Source organism: Streptomyces erythrochromogenes, assembly GCF_036170895.1.
Taxonomy (GTDB): domain Bacteria; phylum Actinomycetota; class Actinomycetes; order Streptomycetales; family Streptomycetaceae; genus Streptomyces; species Streptomyces erythrochromogenes.
Window position 1 is genome coordinate 1,874,902 of record NZ_CP108036.1, and the last position, 15,810, is coordinate 1,890,711.

At 73.9% G+C, this 15,810-nt stretch carries 12 protein-coding genes and 1 pseudogene; 7 read left to right on the plus strand and 6 right to left on the minus strand.

The genetic code is table 11. The features are described from left to right. Positions 1-73: 73 nt before the first annotated feature. From OHA91_RS08730 to OHA91_RS08740, 3 genes are all read right to left on the minus strand, one after another. Complete coding sequence (locus tag OHA91_RS08730) at positions 74-1,129, minus strand: NADH-quinone oxidoreductase subunit B family protein (protein WP_031152142.1); 1,056 nt, start codon at positions 1,127-1,129, stop codon at positions 74-76. An 80-nt stretch (positions 1,130-1,209) separates the two neighbouring features. Beyond that, positions 1,210-2,961: an enoyl-CoA hydratase-related protein gene (locus tag OHA91_RS08735; protein WP_266493181.1), complete on the minus strand. Its 1,752-nt coding sequence runs from the start codon at positions 2,959-2,961 to the stop codon at positions 1,210-1,212. A 1,125-nt stretch (positions 2,962-4,086) separates the two neighbouring features. Next, on the minus strand, positions 4,087-4,458 hold the full coding sequence (locus tag OHA91_RS08740) for a low affinity iron permease family protein (RefSeq protein WP_031152137.1): 372 nt from the start codon (positions 4,456-4,458) through the stop codon (positions 4,087-4,089). A gap of 636 nt (positions 4,459-5,094) precedes the next feature. On the opposite strand from OHA91_RS08740, the gene OHA91_RS08745 reads away from it, so the two are divergent. Together OHA91_RS08745 and OHA91_RS08750 are read left to right on the plus strand one after the other, a co-directional pair. After that, on the plus strand, positions 5,095-5,769 hold the full coding sequence (locus OHA91_RS08745) for an AMP-binding protein (RefSeq protein ID WP_266493175.1): 675 nt from the start codon (positions 5,095-5,097) through the stop codon (positions 5,767-5,769). 97 nt (positions 5,770-5,866) lie between these two features. Further along, positions 5,867-6,328, plus strand: a pseudogene (locus tag OHA91_RS08750) (AMP-binding protein); the annotation flags it as partial. A gap of 425 nt (positions 6,329-6,753) precedes the next feature. Here the strand turns inward: OHA91_RS08750 and OHA91_RS08755 are convergent. The 3 genes from OHA91_RS08755 to OHA91_RS08765 form a co-directional block, all read right to left on the minus strand. Beyond that, complete coding sequence (locus tag OHA91_RS08755; RefSeq protein ID WP_328738975.1) at positions 6,754-7,770, minus strand: TolB-like translocation protein; 1,017 nt, start codon at positions 7,768-7,770, stop codon at positions 6,754-6,756. A gap of 8 nt (positions 7,771-7,778) precedes the next feature. Continuing rightward, the gene (locus OHA91_RS08760; protein WP_328738976.1) at positions 7,779-9,110 is read right to left on the minus strand and encodes an MFS transporter; all 1,332 of its coding nucleotides are present in this window, start codon (positions 9,108-9,110) and stop codon (positions 7,779-7,781) included. Positions 9,111-9,235: 125 nt separating this feature from the next. Beyond that, positions 9,236-10,096: a glycosyltransferase gene (locus OHA91_RS08765; protein WP_328738977.1), complete on the minus strand. Its 861-nt coding sequence runs from the start codon at positions 10,094-10,096 to the stop codon at positions 9,236-9,238. Positions 10,097-10,466: 370 nt separating this feature from the next. Between OHA91_RS08765 and OHA91_RS08770 the strand changes: the two genes are divergently transcribed. The 5 genes from OHA91_RS08770 (at position 10,467) to OHA91_RS08790 (ending at position 15,781) form a co-directional block, all read left to right on the plus strand. Then, positions 10,467-11,591, plus strand: a complete 1,125-nt coding sequence (locus tag OHA91_RS08770; protein ID WP_266493165.1) for a Gfo/Idh/MocA family protein — start codon at positions 10,467-10,469, stop codon at positions 11,589-11,591. Between the two features lie 86 nt (positions 11,592-11,677). Further along, positions 11,678-12,673, plus strand: coding sequence for an NAD-dependent epimerase/dehydratase family protein (locus tag OHA91_RS08775; RefSeq protein ID WP_031152126.1), 996 nt, complete (start codon positions 11,678-11,680; stop codon positions 12,671-12,673). Next, entirely contained in the window at positions 12,670-13,821 is a 1,152-nt protein-coding gene (locus tag OHA91_RS08780) for a DegT/DnrJ/EryC1/StrS family aminotransferase (protein WP_328738978.1), read from the plus strand. The genes OHA91_RS08775 and OHA91_RS08780 overlap by 4 nt, the downstream gene beginning before the upstream one ends. Beyond that, positions 13,818-14,669: a NeuD/PglB/VioB family sugar acetyltransferase gene (locus tag OHA91_RS08785; RefSeq protein ID WP_328738979.1), complete on the plus strand. Its 852-nt coding sequence runs from the start codon at positions 13,818-13,820 to the stop codon at positions 14,667-14,669. The genes OHA91_RS08780 and OHA91_RS08785 overlap by 4 nt, the downstream gene beginning before the upstream one ends. Beyond that, positions 14,666-15,781, plus strand: coding sequence for a DegT/DnrJ/EryC1/StrS family aminotransferase (locus tag OHA91_RS08790; protein ID WP_031152123.1), 1,116 nt, complete (start codon positions 14,666-14,668; stop codon positions 15,779-15,781). The genes OHA91_RS08785 and OHA91_RS08790 overlap by 4 nt, the downstream gene beginning before the upstream one ends. The last annotated feature ends 29 nt before the right edge of the window (positions 15,782-15,810 follow it).

The window sequence follows — 15,810 nt, forward strand, 5'->3', positions numbered from 1 at the left end:
TGCCGTGACCCTTCTTCGGTACGTGCGGTACGTGCGGGGCGTTGTCTGCGGGGGGGGCGGGAGGAGCGGGCCGTCACCAGGGCGGGCGGTAGCCCGTGGTCAGGCTCCGTCCGGCACGCCGCCACTTCGGCTCCTCGTCCACGGTGTGGGCGGTGACCGAGCGGAGCTTGCGGATCAGCACCCCGTACGCCCCGCTCGCGGTCACGGAGACCCTCGCGCCGGGGGGCTCGTCCATGAAGGGCATGAACTTGTCGGGGAAGCCGGGCATGGTGCAGGCGATGCAGATGCCGCCGACATTGGGGCAGCCGCCGATGCCGTTCATCCAGCCGCGCTTGGGGACGTTGCACTTCACGACGGGACCCCAGCAGCCCAGCTTGACCAGGCACTTCGGGGAGTCGTAGGTGTGGGCGAACTGGCCCTGCTCGTAGTAGCCGGCGCGGTCGCAGCCCTCGTGCACGGTCGCGCCGAACAGCCAGGTGGGGCGCAGCTTGTCGTCGAGGGGGATCATCGGGGCCGAGCCGGCCGCCTGGTAGAGCAGGTAGGTCAGGGTCTCCGAGAAGTTGTCCGGCTGGATCGGGCAGCCGGGCACGCACACGATGGGGATGCCGGCCTGCGACTTCCAGTCCCAGCCCAGGTAGTCGGGCACGCCCATGGCGCCCGTCGGGTTGCCCTCCATCGCGTGGATGCCGCCGTACGTGGCGCAGGTGCCGATGGCGACGACGGCGAGGGCCTTGGGTGCCAGCCGGTCGATCCACTCGCTGGTGGTGATGGGCTGGCCGGTCGCCGGGTCGTCGCCGAACCCGCACCAGTAGCCCTCGGGCTTGATCGACTCGTTGGGGATCGAGCCCTCGACGACGAGGACGAACGGGTCGATCTCGCCGCGCTCGCCCTTGAAGAACCACTCGATGAAGGTGTCCGCGCCGCCGACCGGGCCGCATTCGAAGTCGATCAGGGGCCAATGCACGGCGATCTTGGGGAGACCCGGCAGGGTGCCGGTGACGATCTCCTCGATGCTCGGCTGCATCGCCGCCGTCAGGGACACGGAGTCGCCGTCGCAGCTCAGGCCCGCGTTGATCCAGAGAATGTGGATCACGGGGTCTTCGACCGGGTCCTTCGTCACTGCGGCCATGCGCTGCCTCCTCGGGGAGGGGATCAGGGTGTGAGAGGGGTGGGGCGGGGAGGCGGTCTGCCTCGGCTCCACATTTCTTGCTAACAGCTGCCGGGGCCGGGCGCCGCGTCTGGTACGGCCAGTCCAGTGACACCGCGCCGGTCCGCGGCGGCGCGGGTGAGGTGGGGCGGGGTGGCCGAGGGGCGTTCCTTGCGGACGAAGGCGCGGCGGAGGGCGTGGTAGGGGGCGTGCGGGTCGAAGAAGGTCCGCCGCATCCGCGCCAGCTCGGCCTCCCGGTGGGCGGCCAGCGGGCGCCGCGCCTCGTCGCGCTCGCGTGCGGCCTTCTTCGCGGCGGTCCGGGAGGCGGTGGCGGGCAGGGCGGCGAGACGGACCGCGAGGCGCTGCGTCTCGCGGGGGAAGTCCCCGGCCGCGCAGGGGACCGTACGGTCGACCAGCCCGAGCCGCTGCGCGGCGGCGGCGCCCAGCGGCAGGGCCTCGGTGGTGAGGCGGTCCGCGAGGGCGGGGCCGACGCGCCGGGGCAGGGTGTACGTCCAGTACTCGGAGCCGTACAGCCCCATCAGGCGGTAGTGCGGGTTCAGGACGACGCCGGAGCGGCACCAGACCTCGTCGGCGGCGAGGGCGAGCATGGCGCCGCCGGCGGCGGCGTTGCCGCCGAGGGCGCTGACCACGAGGCGGTCAGTGGTCGTCAGAACCGCCTCGACCAGGTCGTCCATGGCGTTGATGTTGGCCCAGGACTCCTCGGCGGGGTCCGCGGCGGCCTCGATGACACCCAGGTGGATGCCGTTGGAGAAGAAGTCGCGGCCGCCGCCCAGGACCAGGACGGTGGTGGGGCGGGTGCAGGCGGTCCGGTACGCGTCCAGCAGGCGGCGGCAGTGCGCGGTGCTCATCGCGCCGCCGGGGAAGGAGAACGTCAGGAAGCCGGTCTGGCCCTCCTCGTGGTAGCCGATGTCGGACCAGGCGGGGCGGTACGGGCCGGCGTCCGGCGGTGCGGGCAGTTCGGGCAGCGGGGGCAGCCGGTCGAGCCGGTCCGCGAGGGCGAGCGTCGCGGGCAGCCGGGGGGTGGCGGGCCGGCCCGGCAGCCGGGGGGCGCGCAGCTCGGGGATCCACACGGCCCCGTCGGCCGTGGCGCGGCACACCGCGCCGGCCCGGGTGGCGAGGAGCTCGCCGGGGCGGCCGCGCAGGCCGTCCTCGCGGTGGCCGCCGTGCAGGTACCAGTCGGCGCCGAGCAGGTGGTCGCGTACGCCGGGCTGCGAGTCGGCGGCGCGCAGGACCCGCAGGACGCGCTCGGTGCCGTCCGCCGCCCAGTCGATCCGGCGGTCCTCCTGGCGCACGGGCGGCCGGGCCCGGCCACCGGTCTGGGGGGGCGGGACGTACGTGCCGGAGGCGAAGCGCTCGACGGCGAGCAGGACGGCCTCCAGCGCCGCGTCGGCGATCTCGCCGCGGTAGAGGTCGCTCTTGCCGACGGGGGGCACCGGGCAGTCGGCGGTGGCCCAGACGTCCCCGGCGTCCATCTCGGCGTTGGCCTGGAGGACCGTGACCCCCCAACGGGTCTCGCCGTCCTGGACGGCGTGGTCGAGGGAGGAGGGGCCGCGGTCGCCGACCGGTCCCGGGTGGACGACGAGGCAGGTGTACGCGGCCCAGACGTCCTCGGGGATGGCGGTGCGCAGCATGGGCGCGAGGACGAGGTCGGGCCGGTGGCGGCGCACGGTGTCGCCCAGGGGGGCGTCGGGCAGGGCCAGTTCTACGGCCACCCGGTGGCCGTGGTCGCGCAGCTCGGCGTGGACTCGCTGGGTGAGGCTGTTGAACGCGCTCGCGACGAGCAGGACGTACACGTGGTCTCCCGGCGGCGACCCGGAGCCGCCGCGTCGCGGTGCCGGGCCTGTTCGGCGGCTGGTGACCGGCGCACGACCGGCCGCCTGCGATGCTCGTCCCCTTCGGGCGGGGGGCGGCCGAAGCGGAGCGGCGATGTCACCCGAAAGCGCCGGGGGGCACGGCCGCTCGGCCCACGCCCTTGCCCTGGCCGGGCGGTGCGGGATCCGACTCCGGGGCCCTTGCCCTGGCCGGGCCGTACGGGATCCGACTCCGGGGCCCTTGCCCTGGCCGGGCCGTACGGGATCCGACTCCGAGGCCCATGCCCTGGCCGGGCCGTACGGGATCCGACTCCGAGGCCCATGCCCTGGCCGGGCCGTACGGGATCCGACTCCGAGGCCCATGCCCTGGCCGGGCCGTACGGGATCCGACTCCGAGGCCCATGCCCTGGCCGGGCCGTACGGGATCCGACTCCGAGGCCCATGCCCTGGCCGGGCCGTACGGGATCCGACTCCGAGGCCCATGCCCTGGCCGGGCCGTACGGGATCCGACTCCGGGGCCACGGCCCCGGGCCCCTGCCCTTGCCGGGCCGGGATCCGGGCGCGGTGTGGCCGGGCCGTGGCATCGCGGTACGGGCGGAATCCATGCCCCGTGCGGGCGGGTCGCGGTGCCGCGGAGGGGTGTCTCCTCGGCTCGCGCGTGCGAGGGGTTCGTCCTGTGCGGGGTGGTTGCGCGCTCGTCCTGCGGGGACACCCCTCCCCGTCCCCGCTCCAGCAGTACGAGCCCGGTTCCGGGGCGCCATCCGTGCCGGCCCGGAGCGCGCAGTACGGGCGTGTCCCCCTGCACGGGCAGGAGTACCGGAGCGCTGGCGTGGGGTGGGGACACGGCGGAGTGTCCCCGCAGGACGAGCGCGCGACCCAGGCCGCCTCGCCGAGACACCCCGCACGCGCCGAGCCGAGGAGACACTCCGGCGGGGCACCGCCCCACCCCATCCATCCCGCCCCACGACAACCCGCAACCCCGGCAGGAGCCGAGCGGCACCGCCCCACCCCATCCATCCCGCCCCACGACAACCCGCAACCCCGGCAGGAGCCGAGCCGCCGAAGGACCAAAGCCGCCCCGCGAAAACCCGCAACCCCGCCGGGAGGCTATTGGCGGTCTTCCAGGCCGATGGCCTTCTGGAGGTCCTTGTGGGCCTGGCCCCAGTCGCCCTCCTGTTGTTCCAGCAGGGCGGCCGCGATGGCGTTGAGTTTGACCTGGATGGCGTGTTCCGCCCGGCGTTCGGAGTTCTTCAGCAGGGCCAGGAGGAGCAGGGCCACCGCGCCCATCGCGTCGCCGACCAGGTGCTGCCAGCTCGTGTCCAGATGGAGCAGGTGGACCACGATGAAGGCCGCCACGAGCAGGACGCAGAACACGGAGAAGCCGGCGGAGCTGGTGAGGTTGGAGGCCAGTTCCGCGAGCTTCGCGAACCGCCCCAGCTCGTTCTCGTCGCCCTCCTTCGCGGGATGCTCAAAGGTCATGCCCCACGCCTGCCCGCTCCGGGCACCTCGAACCACCCGGTTCGGCCGCTTGTGCCCGAAGGTGTCACTACCGGGCCGAACGGCCCATACGCGCGCCGGATTGACAGGATGTCCCCGCGCGAAAGGCTCGATTTCGCTCAATCGGTTACGGCCATCCAGCATCCGGTCCCATCGTCACCGCTCGGACGCATCGCGCCCCGCCCCCTCCTCCCGCCCCGACCAGGGGTGGCCAAAACTATTCAGGCCGCCCGGAATTGCAGACAATTTCCGGCCATTCAATGCGAGTTGACCGCGCAGCGAGGGTCGACCTAAGGTTTGGACCAGTGCTCCTGATCGCCGAGGACACGGTATGGGGAATTGATTGATTCGCCCCCGCACGTCCGCGCTGTGCTGCGGATCGAAACTCACCGGAAGAAAAGGTCGATGTTTGCGGATCAGGATGCGATGGACGCCGGTTGCATGACCTCGTGTCATCCGACCCGGAGGGCCCCGCGCTTCCTCGTCCCCAGATCGGCCCCGTGAGTCCCGGAGCTCCGGCACCCCGAAGAAGGGGTATCCCGCGCGTTGCTCCCGTCATCCCGCCCGTCGGCCCGCACCCCGTGCGAGCCGACGATCCGGCACCGAATGAGGCTGAGAATGCCTGCCGAACCGATGCATCACGAGACGGTGGTCGACGCCGTCCGCGCGCACGCCGCGCGCATACCGGACCATCCGCTGTTCACCTTCCTCCCCGACGGCGAGGAGGCCGAGCCCCCGCTCACCTTCGCGATGCTCGACGCCAGGGCGCGGGCCGTCGCCGCGAGCCTGCACGCCGCGCAGGTGGAGCCCGGATCCCGCGCGCTCCTGCCGTTCCAGCCCGGCCAGGACTTCGTCGTCGCGCTATTCGGCTGCCTGTACGCGGGCGTCGTCGCCGTGCCCGCGTACCTGCCCCACCCCGCGCAGCGCGCCCGCGGGCTGCTGCGGCTGGCCGGCATCGCCGAGGACGCGCAGCCCGCGGCCGTACTGACCACCGCCGGGATCCGGGCGGCCGTCGAGACGGCGGCGCGCACGATCCCGGATGTCCAGGAGGCGCCCTGGCTGGCGGTCGACACGATCGCCGACGGGGCCGGAGCGGGCTGGTCCGCGCCGTCCCCGGAGCCGAAGTCCGTCGCCTTCCTCCAGTACACCTCCGGTTCGAGCGGCCGGCCGAAGGGTGTGATGGTCACCCACGGCAACCTCACCCACAACACCGACCTCATCCGCACCTCGCTCGGGATGGACGGGTCCACGGTCGTCGTGGGGTGGCTCCCCCCTATCACGACATGGGACTGATCTCGATGATCATCGTTCCGGCGATGACGGGAATCCATTCCGTTTCCATGCCGACCGTGGCGTTCCTGCAGAGCCCGGTGCGCTGGCTGCGAGCGATATCGACGTCCGCGGAACGCTTTCCGCGGCCCCCAATTTCGCATTCGACCTGTGCACTCGAAAAGCGACCGACGAGGAACGTGCGGGCCTGGACCTTTCGTCCTGGCTGGTCGCGACGAACGGCGCCGAACCCGTCCGTGCCGATTCCATGAAGCGGTTCTCGGAGGAATTCGCCTCCACCGGGTTCCGCCCGGAAACCATCGTTCCGGTGTACGGGCTCGCCGAAAGCACACTGCTCGTGAGCGGGGCGCCCCTCGAACGGCCCTGGGTCCGGGCCTTCGACGAGGACGAGCTCGAACGCGGCACCGCGGTGAGCGTGCCTGACGACAGCCCGGCCGCGCGCGTCCTCGTCAGCTGCGGCACCAGCCGGACCCTGGACGTGGCCGTCGTCGACCCTCGGACGCGTGCGCGGTGCCGTCCGGGGCAGGTCGGCGAGATCTGGGTCGCGGGCGACAGCGTCGCCGTCGGCTACTGGCAGCGCCCCGACCTCACCCGCGAGGCCTTCGAGGCGACGCCGGTCGACGGCGGGGACCAGGGCCCGTACATGCGCACCGGCGACCTCGGCTTCCGGACGGAGGACGGCCTCTTCGTCTGCGGCCGCATCAAGGACGTCGTCATCGTGGGCGGGCGCAACCACTACCCGCACGACATCCAGCGCACCGCCGAGAGCGCGCACCCCGCGATCCGCCCGGGCTGCGTCGCCGCCTTCGGCGTGGACGCGGACGGCGTGGAGCAGGTGGTCGTCGCCGCCGAACTGCGCCGCGAGCCAGGAGCCGCACATGGCCTCGGGCGCGGTACTGGTGGGAGCCCCCTCCTGCCAGGACAGCGCCGCGCTCGTCGAGCGGGTACGGACCTTCGTGGACCGGGCCTGACCTGCTGCCCGGCCCGTCAGCCCAGACGGGCCGGGGAGGAGGCACCGGAGGTCAGCAGGCGGGGGGTCCCGGAGCCGTCGGCGGGCACGGTCCACAGGTCCGTGCGGTCGGCGGCGTCGTCGCCGGGCAGGCCGTAGGCCAGCGTGTCGTCGTCGAGCCAGGCGGCCTGGTCGTCCACGCTGCGCTTCTCGGCGAGCGGGTGGTCCCGCAACGTCCCCAGATCCATGACGTGTTCGCGCCACAGGGAGGCGCCGGCCCGCACCCGCTTCTTGTAGGCGATGCGCGTCTCGTCCGGGGACAGGGACGGGCATTCGACGTTCTTGACGAGGGTGGTGACGGAGCGTCGGGAGACCGATCCCTTGACCAGGTGCGTCTCGCCGGCCGTGGAGAGGGTGGCGTAGAAGGTGTCGTCGTCCTTGGCGAAGGTGACGCCCCAGAAGTTCACGTCCTGGGCCCGGTGGTCCCGCCCGTCCATCGTGATCGCGAACTCCTCCAGGTTGGGCTCGAGTTTCCAGGTCCTGGTGTCCAGGATCGCGGTGCGCGTGGAGAAGAACGCCGCGCCGTAGGACTCGCCGGAGACGAACACGGTCCAGGCGGCGAAGCGGCCGCTGGGCGAGACGCGGGCCCGGCTGGGCGTGCCCGCCAGGGGGAAGCTGCGCACCGGGCGCAGCTCGGCGTCGACGATGATCGCCTTGTTGTCCTGGGCGAGCGCGCCCGGGCTGGAGCGCAGGCAGACGCCGGTCCCCGCGGCGGCGTGGAAGCGCTGGCAGCTGAGGTCGGACACCGTGCGGGTGCCGTCGGGCGCATCGGCCGGGACGGAGGCGAGGGCCCCGCGGTGCGGGCCCTGTCCGCTGCCCAGGAAGGTCAGGGTGTCGCGTCCGGCCGTCAGCGTGACGGCCCCCGCGGTCGCCGCCGGGCCGCCGGTCCGGGGCCGGTCGGCGCGGGAGGCGGCGTGCAGCACCAGGGCGGCGCCGACGCCCCCGAGCAGCAGCACCGCGACCGCGAGGATGAGCAGGCGGCGGGAGCGTGTCATCGGGTTCCTCACGGGCGTCGGGCAGGGTCGGGCGGAGCAGGTGCGGCGGGCACGGGCGGCGAGGGTCGCAGTACGTGGCCGGCGACGGCCGCGCAGCAGAGCAGGCCGGCCGCGGCGGCGGCGAGTGCCGGGCCGGTGCCCCACAGGGTCCACGCCCCGCCGAAGGCGAGCGAGCAGGCGAAGCGGGCCAGTGCCTGGCCGGTGCCGACCAGGGCCAGGCCGGTGGCGCGCAGGGACTCCGGGACGGTGGCGGCGACGGCGGCGGGCAGCACCCCGTCGGTGGCGGCGTAGAACATGCCGTGCAGGGCGAGCACGAGGTAGGGCAGCGCGGGCCAGTCGGGGGCCCACAGCAGCAGCCCGTAGGCGGCGAGCAGGAGGGCGTGCCCGGTCAGGAAGACGGTGCGGCGCCCGATCCGGTCGGCGAGGGCGCCGGCCGGGACGGCCAGCAGCAGGAACACGGCGGCGGTCCCGAGCGGCAGGAGCGGGAACCACTGGTCGTCGATGCCGGTCCGGCGCTGGAGCAGCAGGTAGACGAACGCGTCGCTGACGGTGGTGAGGCCGAGGAGGACCGCACAGAGCGCCAGGGCGCGCAGCCGCGGCAGGCGCAGCAGGGCCGCCGCGTCGCGCAGGCGTACGGGGTTCGGGCGGGCCGGGGCCGGAAGGGCGGCGGGCGGGGCCGCGGCCTGCCGGGGCGGGGTGCCGCCCGCGCCGGAGGGGACGAACAGCAGGAGCACCACGACGCCGAGTACGGCGACGCAGGCGCTGACGCCGAAGACGGCGTCGTAGCCGTCGACGGCCACGCCGAGGATGAGGAAGGCGGCGAGGGGGCCGAGCAGCGCGCCCGTGGTGTCCATGGCCCGGTGGACGCCGAAGGCCCGGCCCTGTAACCCGTCCGGTGTGGACAGGGAGATGAGCGCGTCGCGCGGGGCCGTGCGCAGGCCCTTGCCGGTGCGTTCCAGCGCGAGGATCACGCTGATCGGGCCCAGGCTGTGGGCGAGCAGCAGCAGGGGTTTGCACAGGGCGGACAGGCCGTAGCCGAGGCCGGCGACCAGCTTGTGGTTGCGGACCCGGTCGGCGAGGTGGCCTCCGGTGAGCTGCACCAGGGCGCTGACGCCGTTGTAGACCCCGTCGAGGGCGCCGAATCCGAGCGGGCTCAGGCCCAGCCCGGCGATCAGGTACAGGGGCAGGACGGCGGTGACCATCTCGGAGGAGATGTCGGTGATCAGGCTGACCGTGCCCAGCGCGAGGACGGTCGAGGCGACCGCCGGCGCCCTGCCGGATCCCCGGTCCGTCGGCGCGGTCTTCGCGCCCGAGGGCGCGGAGCGGTCCGCGAGGTACATGCTCTGGCGCTCCCCCGTGCAGACGGTCTGAGGTCGTTCGAACGTGCGAGTCGAACCCGAACCCTAGTGCGTGTACGGGCCAACTGTGGTGCGTACGCCACGATTCGGCCGTACGCACCGGCGCGTCACTGCCGGCTGCTCTCGTCCCGCAGCCAGGTGGAGAAGTCCTGCTCGCGGATGGCCTTGCGGGCGCCCCGGCGGGCGGCGAGGGCGGCCGCCGCGAACACCACGACCGCGGGCAGCAGTTCCGGATCGGCGCGCAGCAGGGCGCGCAGGTCGGACGCTCCGGTGCGCGCCGAGGGCGCGGCCCCCGCGCAGGCCTCCCGCGCGGCCTGGAAGCGCTCGAACTCCGCGGAGGAGGTCGCCGCGCGGACCTTGCGCCGGATCAGGTCGGACCAGGTGCGCGGCGGACGCACGACGACCCGGGCCGCCTCCACCACGCGCCGCTCCCCCGGCCCGAAGGCGAGGGACGCGGCCAGGTCGTCGGCCATCAGCGGGGGCAGTGCGGCGATCCGCTTGTGTCCCTCCTCGGTCACGGCGATGACGCCCCGGCCGAACAGGCCCTCGCGGACGGCCGGCAGCCGCTGCCAGACCCGGTAGTAGGCCCGGACCGGCCAGGCGCAGCCGGTCGGCGGGATGTCGCGGCCGGGGGCGGCGGCGAGCAGGTCCGGGTCCGCGGCGAGCGCGCCCGCCAGGGCCCGTACGTCGGCGGCCCCGACGACGACGTCGGCGTCCACGTACAGCCGGGGGAAGCCGCGCGCGTGCTCGTCGCCGACCCGAAGTGCCGTGTGCTTGGAGGGGGTCGGGATCTCCACGACGCGTACGCGGTCGCCGCGCGCGCCCGCCACCCGGGCGGTGTCGTCCGTACAGCCGTTGCACACCACGACGATGTCGGGCCCGGACGACGGGGAGTCGGCCAGGAGCGCGTCGAGGAGCCGGCCGATGACCCGGCCCTCGTTGTGGGCCGGTATCACGATGCTGGTCACCCGGGCAGTATGCACGCTCGAGCACCAGCTCCCGGCGATTCCGCCAACTCTGCCCGGGGGTACGCCCGGTGGACTAGATTGAGCGGCGCCGACCGGATTCGGCGCGCTTCGGCGCGGCCGACACCGTCCGGAACCGGCAAGGGTGGTACGGGTTCGGCTGCTTGTGGGGAACAGGCGGTCGGGCCGGGGGGCGGCGTACGCGATTCACGCAGAACATCGGTTGTGGGGGGCCATCACCGTTGAGCAGGTCACGCACGGGACGCGCAGGCGTCCGGCGTGCCCCTCGGCGACGGCGTTCTCCTCCACCGCACGCGTCCCGGCCATGGGTTGTCGACACGCCAGTCGGCGTGCGCGGAACGAAGGGAACGCTGTGAAGGACACCTCCAAGGACGGCGCGCAGAGCGCCGACCGGACCGTCGGGCAGAGCGCCGCAATCTCCGGCCGGGGGTCCGCGGCGCCCTTAGGCATCGCGGTGGTCGGAGCCGGGTACTGGGGCCCCAACCTCGTCCGCAACTTCCAGTCCAGCCCGCAGTTCCGGCTGCGGTGGCTCTGCGACCTGGACATCGACCGGGCCCGCCAGGCGCTCGGCCGGTACTCCACGGTGCAGCCGACCTCGGACTACGCGGCGGTCCTCGCCGACCCGTCCGTGCAGGCGGTCGCCGTGGCCACCCCGGCCGGGACGCACCTGGACGTCGCGCTGGCCGCCCTGCGCGCCGGCAAGCACGTCCTCGTGGAGAAGCCGCTCGCCGCCACGTACGAGGACGGGATGCGGCTGGTCGCGGAGGCCGAGAAGCGCGGCCTCACCCTGATGTGCGACCACACCTACTGCTACACCCCGGCGGTGCGCCGGATCCGGGAGATGGTCCGCTCCGGCGAACTGGGCGAGATCCACTTCGTCGACTCGGTGCGGATCAACCTGGGACTCGTCCAGAAGGACGTCGACGTCCTGTGGGACCTCGCCCCGCACGACCTGTCGGTCCTCGACTTCATCCTCCCCGACCACGTGCAGCCGGTGGCCGTCGCCACGACAGGCGCCGATCCGATCGGGGCCGGCCAGTCCTGCGTGGCCTACCTGACCCTCCAGCTGAACACCGGCGCCATCGCGCACGTGCACGTCAACTGGCTCTCCCCGACGAAGGTCCGCACCACCATGGTCGGCGGCTCCAAGCGCACCCTGGTCTGGGACGACCTCAACCCCACCCAGCGCGTCTCGGTGTTCGACCGGGGCGTGGAGCTGAGCACCCCGCAGGAGATCGGCGCCGACGAGCGCCGCGACATGCTCGTCTCCTACCGGACCGGCGACATGGTGGCGCCCGCGATCGGCGAGAAGGAAGCGCTGCGCAGCGTGGTCGAGGAGTTCGGCGACGCCATCAGGACCGGTCGGCCGCCGCTGACCGACGGCCGGGCGGGCCTGAAGGTGCTGGACATCCTCGAAGCGGCCTCCAGGAGCCTGGAGTTCCGGGGTGCGGTCGTCGGACTGCGCACCGGGCGCTGACCGCCGGCGGTCCGATCCCGGTCCTGTCCGGACCCCTCGCATTCCGTCACACGCAAGACCACGACCGATCCAGTGGGAGCAGGGCGTTGAGCAGCAGCGTACGAGGCAAGAAGATTCTGGTCACCGGCGGAGCGGGCACCATCGGCTCGCACGTGGTGGACCAGCTGGTGGACAACGGGGCACGCGAGATCGTGGTGCTCGACAACTTCGTGCGGGGGCGGACCGCCAACCTGGCCCGCGCCCTGCCCAGCGGCGTCGTCGAGGTCGTCGAGGGCGACATCCGCGACGTGGCGGCGGTGCGCAAGGTGACGGAAGGCGCCGACCTGGTCTTCCACCTGGCCGCCATCCGGATCACCCAGTGCGCGGAGGAGCCGCGGCTGGCGAACGAGGTGATGGTGGACGGCACGTTCAACGTGCTGGAGGCGGCGGCCGCGGCCGGGGTGGGCAAGGTGATCGCCTCGTCCTCGGCCTCCGTCTACGGGCTGGCCGAGCAGTTCCCGACGACCGAGCGCCACCACCCCTACAACAACGACACCTTCTACGGCGCGGCGAAGGCCTTCAACGAGGGGATGCTGCGCAGCTTCCACTCGATGTACGGGCTGGACTACGTCGCGCTGCGCTACTTCAACGTGTACGGGCCGCGGATGGACATCCACGGTCTTTACACCGAGGTGCTCATCCGCTGGATGGAGCGCATAGCCTCGGGCGAGCCGCCGCTGATCCTCGGCGACGGCCTGCAGACGATGGACTTCGTGGACGTGCGCGACATCGCGCGCGCCAACCTGCTGGCCGCCGAGTCGGACCTGACCGACGAGGTGTTCAACGTCGCGAGCGGGACCGAGACCAGCCTGCTGGAGCTGGCGAACGGGCTGCTGGAGGCGATGGGCGCGGACGGCCTGGTGCCGGAGCACGGCCCGGCCCGCGCCGTGAACGGCGTGACCCGCCGCCTCGCGGACACCGCGCGGGCCTCCGAGCGCCTCGGCTTCACGGCCGGGATCGACCTGCGCACCGGTCTGCGGGACCTGGTGGACTGGTGGCGGGCCGAGCGCGCCGCCGGCGCGGACCCGGAGGCGGGCCGATGAGCGCCCCGGACGCGGGCGCCCGGATCCCCGTGATGGTGCCCTGGCTGGGCGAGGAGGAGGCGAAGGCGGCGGCGGACGCGGTGCTCTCGGGCTGGGTCGCCCAGGGGCCCCGGGTCGCCGAGTTCGAGCGGGCCTTCGCGGAGCGGGTGGGCGCCGAGCACGGCATCGCCGTGAGCTCGTGCACCACCGCCCTGCACCTGGCCCTCGTCGCGCTGGACCTCGGGCCGGGCGACGAGGTGATCGTCCCCTCCCTGTCGTTCATCGCCACCGCCAACGCCGTGCGCTACGTGGGCGCGCGGCCGGTGTTCGCCGACGTCGAGGAGGCCACCGGCAACCTGACCGCGGCCACCGTGGACGCGGTTCGCACCCCCCGCACGAAGGCGGTGCTCGCCGTCCACCAGGGCGGGGTCCCCGCCGACGTGCACGCGCTGCGCGCGGCGTGCGCCGAGTGGGACGTCGCGCTCGTGGAGGACGCCGCGTGCGGCATCGGTGCGACGGTCGGCGGTAAGTCCGTCGGCCACGGGGCGCTGCTCGCCGCCTGGTCCTTCCACCCCCGCAAGGTGATCACCACCGGCGAGGGCGGCATGGTGACCACGGACGACGCGCAGTGGGCGGAGCGGCTGCGCCGGCTGCGCGAGCACGGCATGAACGTGTCGGCCGCACAGCGCCACGCGAGCAGCAAGCCGATCGTCGAGAGCTACCTGGAGGTCGGCTACAACTACCGGATGACCGACATCCAGGCCGCGGTCGGCCTGGTGCAGCTCGGCAGGCTGGACGAGATCGTGGCCCGGCGGCGCTCGCTCGCCGCCCGCTACACGGAGCTGCTGCGCGAGGTCCCGGGCGTGCGCCCGGTCCGCGATCCCGCCTACGGGCAGGGCAACTTCCAGTCGTACTGGGTGCTGCTGGCCGAGGACTTCCCCGTCGGCCGGGACGAACTGCTCGGGGTGCTCTCCGAGGCCGGTGTCTCGGCCCGGCGCGGGATCATGGCCTCGCACCTGGAGCCGGCGTACGAGGGCCACGGCGCGGCCCCGCTGCCGGTGACCGAGCGGATCAGCCGCGACTCCCTGATCCTCCCGCTGTTCCACACGATGACCGCGGCCCAGCAGGACCGGGTGGTGGCGGTGCTCCGGGAGCAGGCCGGCGGATGAGCGCTCCGGTGACCGAGGACCTGCTGATCGTCGGCGCGGGCGGGTTCGCGCGGGAGACCGCGCAGGCGGTACGGGACGTGGCCGCGGCCGACGTGGCGCGCGGCCGCGCACCCCGGTGGCGGCTCGCCGGTCACCTCGACGACGATCCGGCCCTGCACGGCCGGGAGGTCGACGGGGTGCCGGTGCCGGGCGGCTGCGAACTGGTCCACGACCTGCCGGCCGCCCGGGTGGTGGTCTGCGTGGGCAGTCCGCGGGACTACGCGGTACGGGCCCGCCTGGTGCGGCGCCTGGGGCTGCCGGTGGACCGGTACGCGACGGTGGTGCACCCCGCGGCGGCGGTGTCGGGCTCCTCGGCCGTGGGCCCGGGCTCGGTCCTGCTCGCGCACTGCGTGCTGACGGCCGGCGTCCGGGTCGGGTCGCACGTGGCGGTGATGCCGCAGGCGGTGCTCACCCACGAGGACGAGGTCGGGGACTTCGCCACCCTCGCCTCGGGCGTCCGCCTGGGCGGCGGGGTGCGGGTGGGGCGCGGGGCGTACGTGGGGGCGGGGGCGCTGGTGCGGGAGTACGCCGGGATCGGCGCCTGGTCGCTGACCGGGATGGGCAGCACCGTCCTCGCGGACGTCCCGGCCGGGGAGGTGTGGGCCGGCAGCCCGGCCCGCCTCCTGCGGCCGGCGGGGGCCACCGCCCTCGCCGAACTGGCCCGCGAGGCGGGCGGGCCCGGCGGGGCCCCGTGCGGGCCCGCCGGGGACGCACCGGTGCCCGCCGGGGCGCCGGCGCACGGCACGGAAGACGGCACCGGCCCGAACGGCCGGCGGCCGCAGACACGGATGGAGAGTCCCGTCGTATGAACCAGATACCGCTCGTCGACCTGAAGGCGGCGCACGCCGAGGTCGCCGAGGAGTTAAAGGCCGGATTCGACCGTGTGCTGGCCGGCACGGCCTTCATCGGCGGTGCGGAGGTCCAGGCCTTCGAGCGCGAGTACGCCGAATTCGCCGGGGTCCGGCACTGCGTGGGGGTCGCCAACGGCACGGACGCCCTCGAACTGGCCCTGCGCGCGAGCGGGGTCGGCGTCGGCGACGAGGTGGTGCTGCCCGCCAACACCTTCATCGCCACGGCGGGCGCCGTCGCCCGGATCGGTGCCCGGCCGGTGCTGGTCGACTGCCTTCCCGACACCCTGCTGATGGACCCGCAGGCCGCGCTGGACGCGGTCGGGAAGGCCACCCGCGCGGTGGTGCCCGTCCACCTGTACGGGCAGTGTGCGGCCGCCGCGGAGCTGGCGGAGCGGCTCCCGTCGCACGTGAAGGTCGTCGAGGACGCGGCGCAGAGCCAGGGCGCGACCCGTGACGGCCGCTCCCCCGGCAGCGGGACGATCGCGGCCACCAGCTTCTACCCGGGCAAGAACCTGGGAGCCTACGGGGACGCCGGCGCGGTGGTGACCGACGACCAGGAGCGCGCCGACCTCGTGCGGGCCGTCGCCAATCACGGCGGGGTCGCCAAGTACCGCCACGACGTGGCCGGTTTCAACAGCCGGCTGGACGGTCTGCAGGCCGTGGTCCTGCGGGCGAAGCTGGCCCGCCTGGCGGAGGGGAACGCGGCCCGGCGGGCCGCCGCCGCCCGCTACGACGAGCTGCTCGGCGACCTGGCCGCGGCGGGCCGCGTCACGCTGCCGGTCACGGCGGAGGGCAACGTCCACGTCTGGCACCTGTACGTCGTACGGATCTCCGGAGCGGACCGCGACACGGTCGTCGGCAAGCTCAACGCGGAGGGGATCGGCGCGGGGGTGCACTACCCGGCCCCGGTCCACCTCACCGGGGCCTTCGGCCACCTCGGTCACGGTCGCGGGGACTTCCCGCACGCGGAGCAGGCAGCGGACAGCATGCTCTCCCTCCCCCTCTTCCCGCAGATCACCGCTGCCCAGCAGCAGCGGGTCGTGGAAGCGTTCTCCGACGCCCTGCGCTGATACGTGCCGGCGCGAAATCAATGAGGTCC

What these genes read in the sequence shown, in the direction of transcription:
- OHA91_RS08730 (WP_031152142.1), bottom strand. Translation starts at nt 1,129, where the DNA reads ATGGCCGCAGTGACGAAGGACCCGGTCGAAGACCCCGTGATCCACATT.
- OHA91_RS08740 (WP_031152137.1), bottom strand. Translation starts at nt 4,458, where the DNA reads ATGACCTTTGAGCATCCCGCGAAGGAGGGCGACGAGAACGAGCTGGGG.
- OHA91_RS08745 (WP_266493175.1), top strand. Translation starts at nt 5,095, where the DNA reads ATGCCTGCCGAACCGATGCATCACGAGACGGTGGTCGACGCCGTCCGC.
- OHA91_RS08755 (WP_328738975.1), bottom strand. Translation starts at nt 7,770, where the DNA reads ATGACACGCTCCCGCCGCCTGCTCATCCTCGCGGTCGCGGTGCTGCTG.
- OHA91_RS08760 (WP_328738976.1), bottom strand. Translation starts at nt 9,110, where the DNA reads ATGTACCTCGCGGACCGCTCCGCGCCCTCGGGCGCGAAGACCGCGCCG.
- OHA91_RS08780 (WP_328738978.1), top strand. Translation starts at nt 12,670, where the DNA reads ATGAGCGCCCCGGACGCGGGCGCCCGGATCCCCGTGATGGTGCCCTGG.
- OHA91_RS08785 (WP_328738979.1), top strand. Translation starts at nt 13,818, where the DNA reads ATGAGCGCTCCGGTGACCGAGGACCTGCTGATCGTCGGCGCGGGCGGG.
- OHA91_RS08790 (WP_031152123.1), top strand. Translation starts at nt 14,666, where the DNA reads ATGAACCAGATACCGCTCGTCGACCTGAAGGCGGCGCACGCCGAGGTC.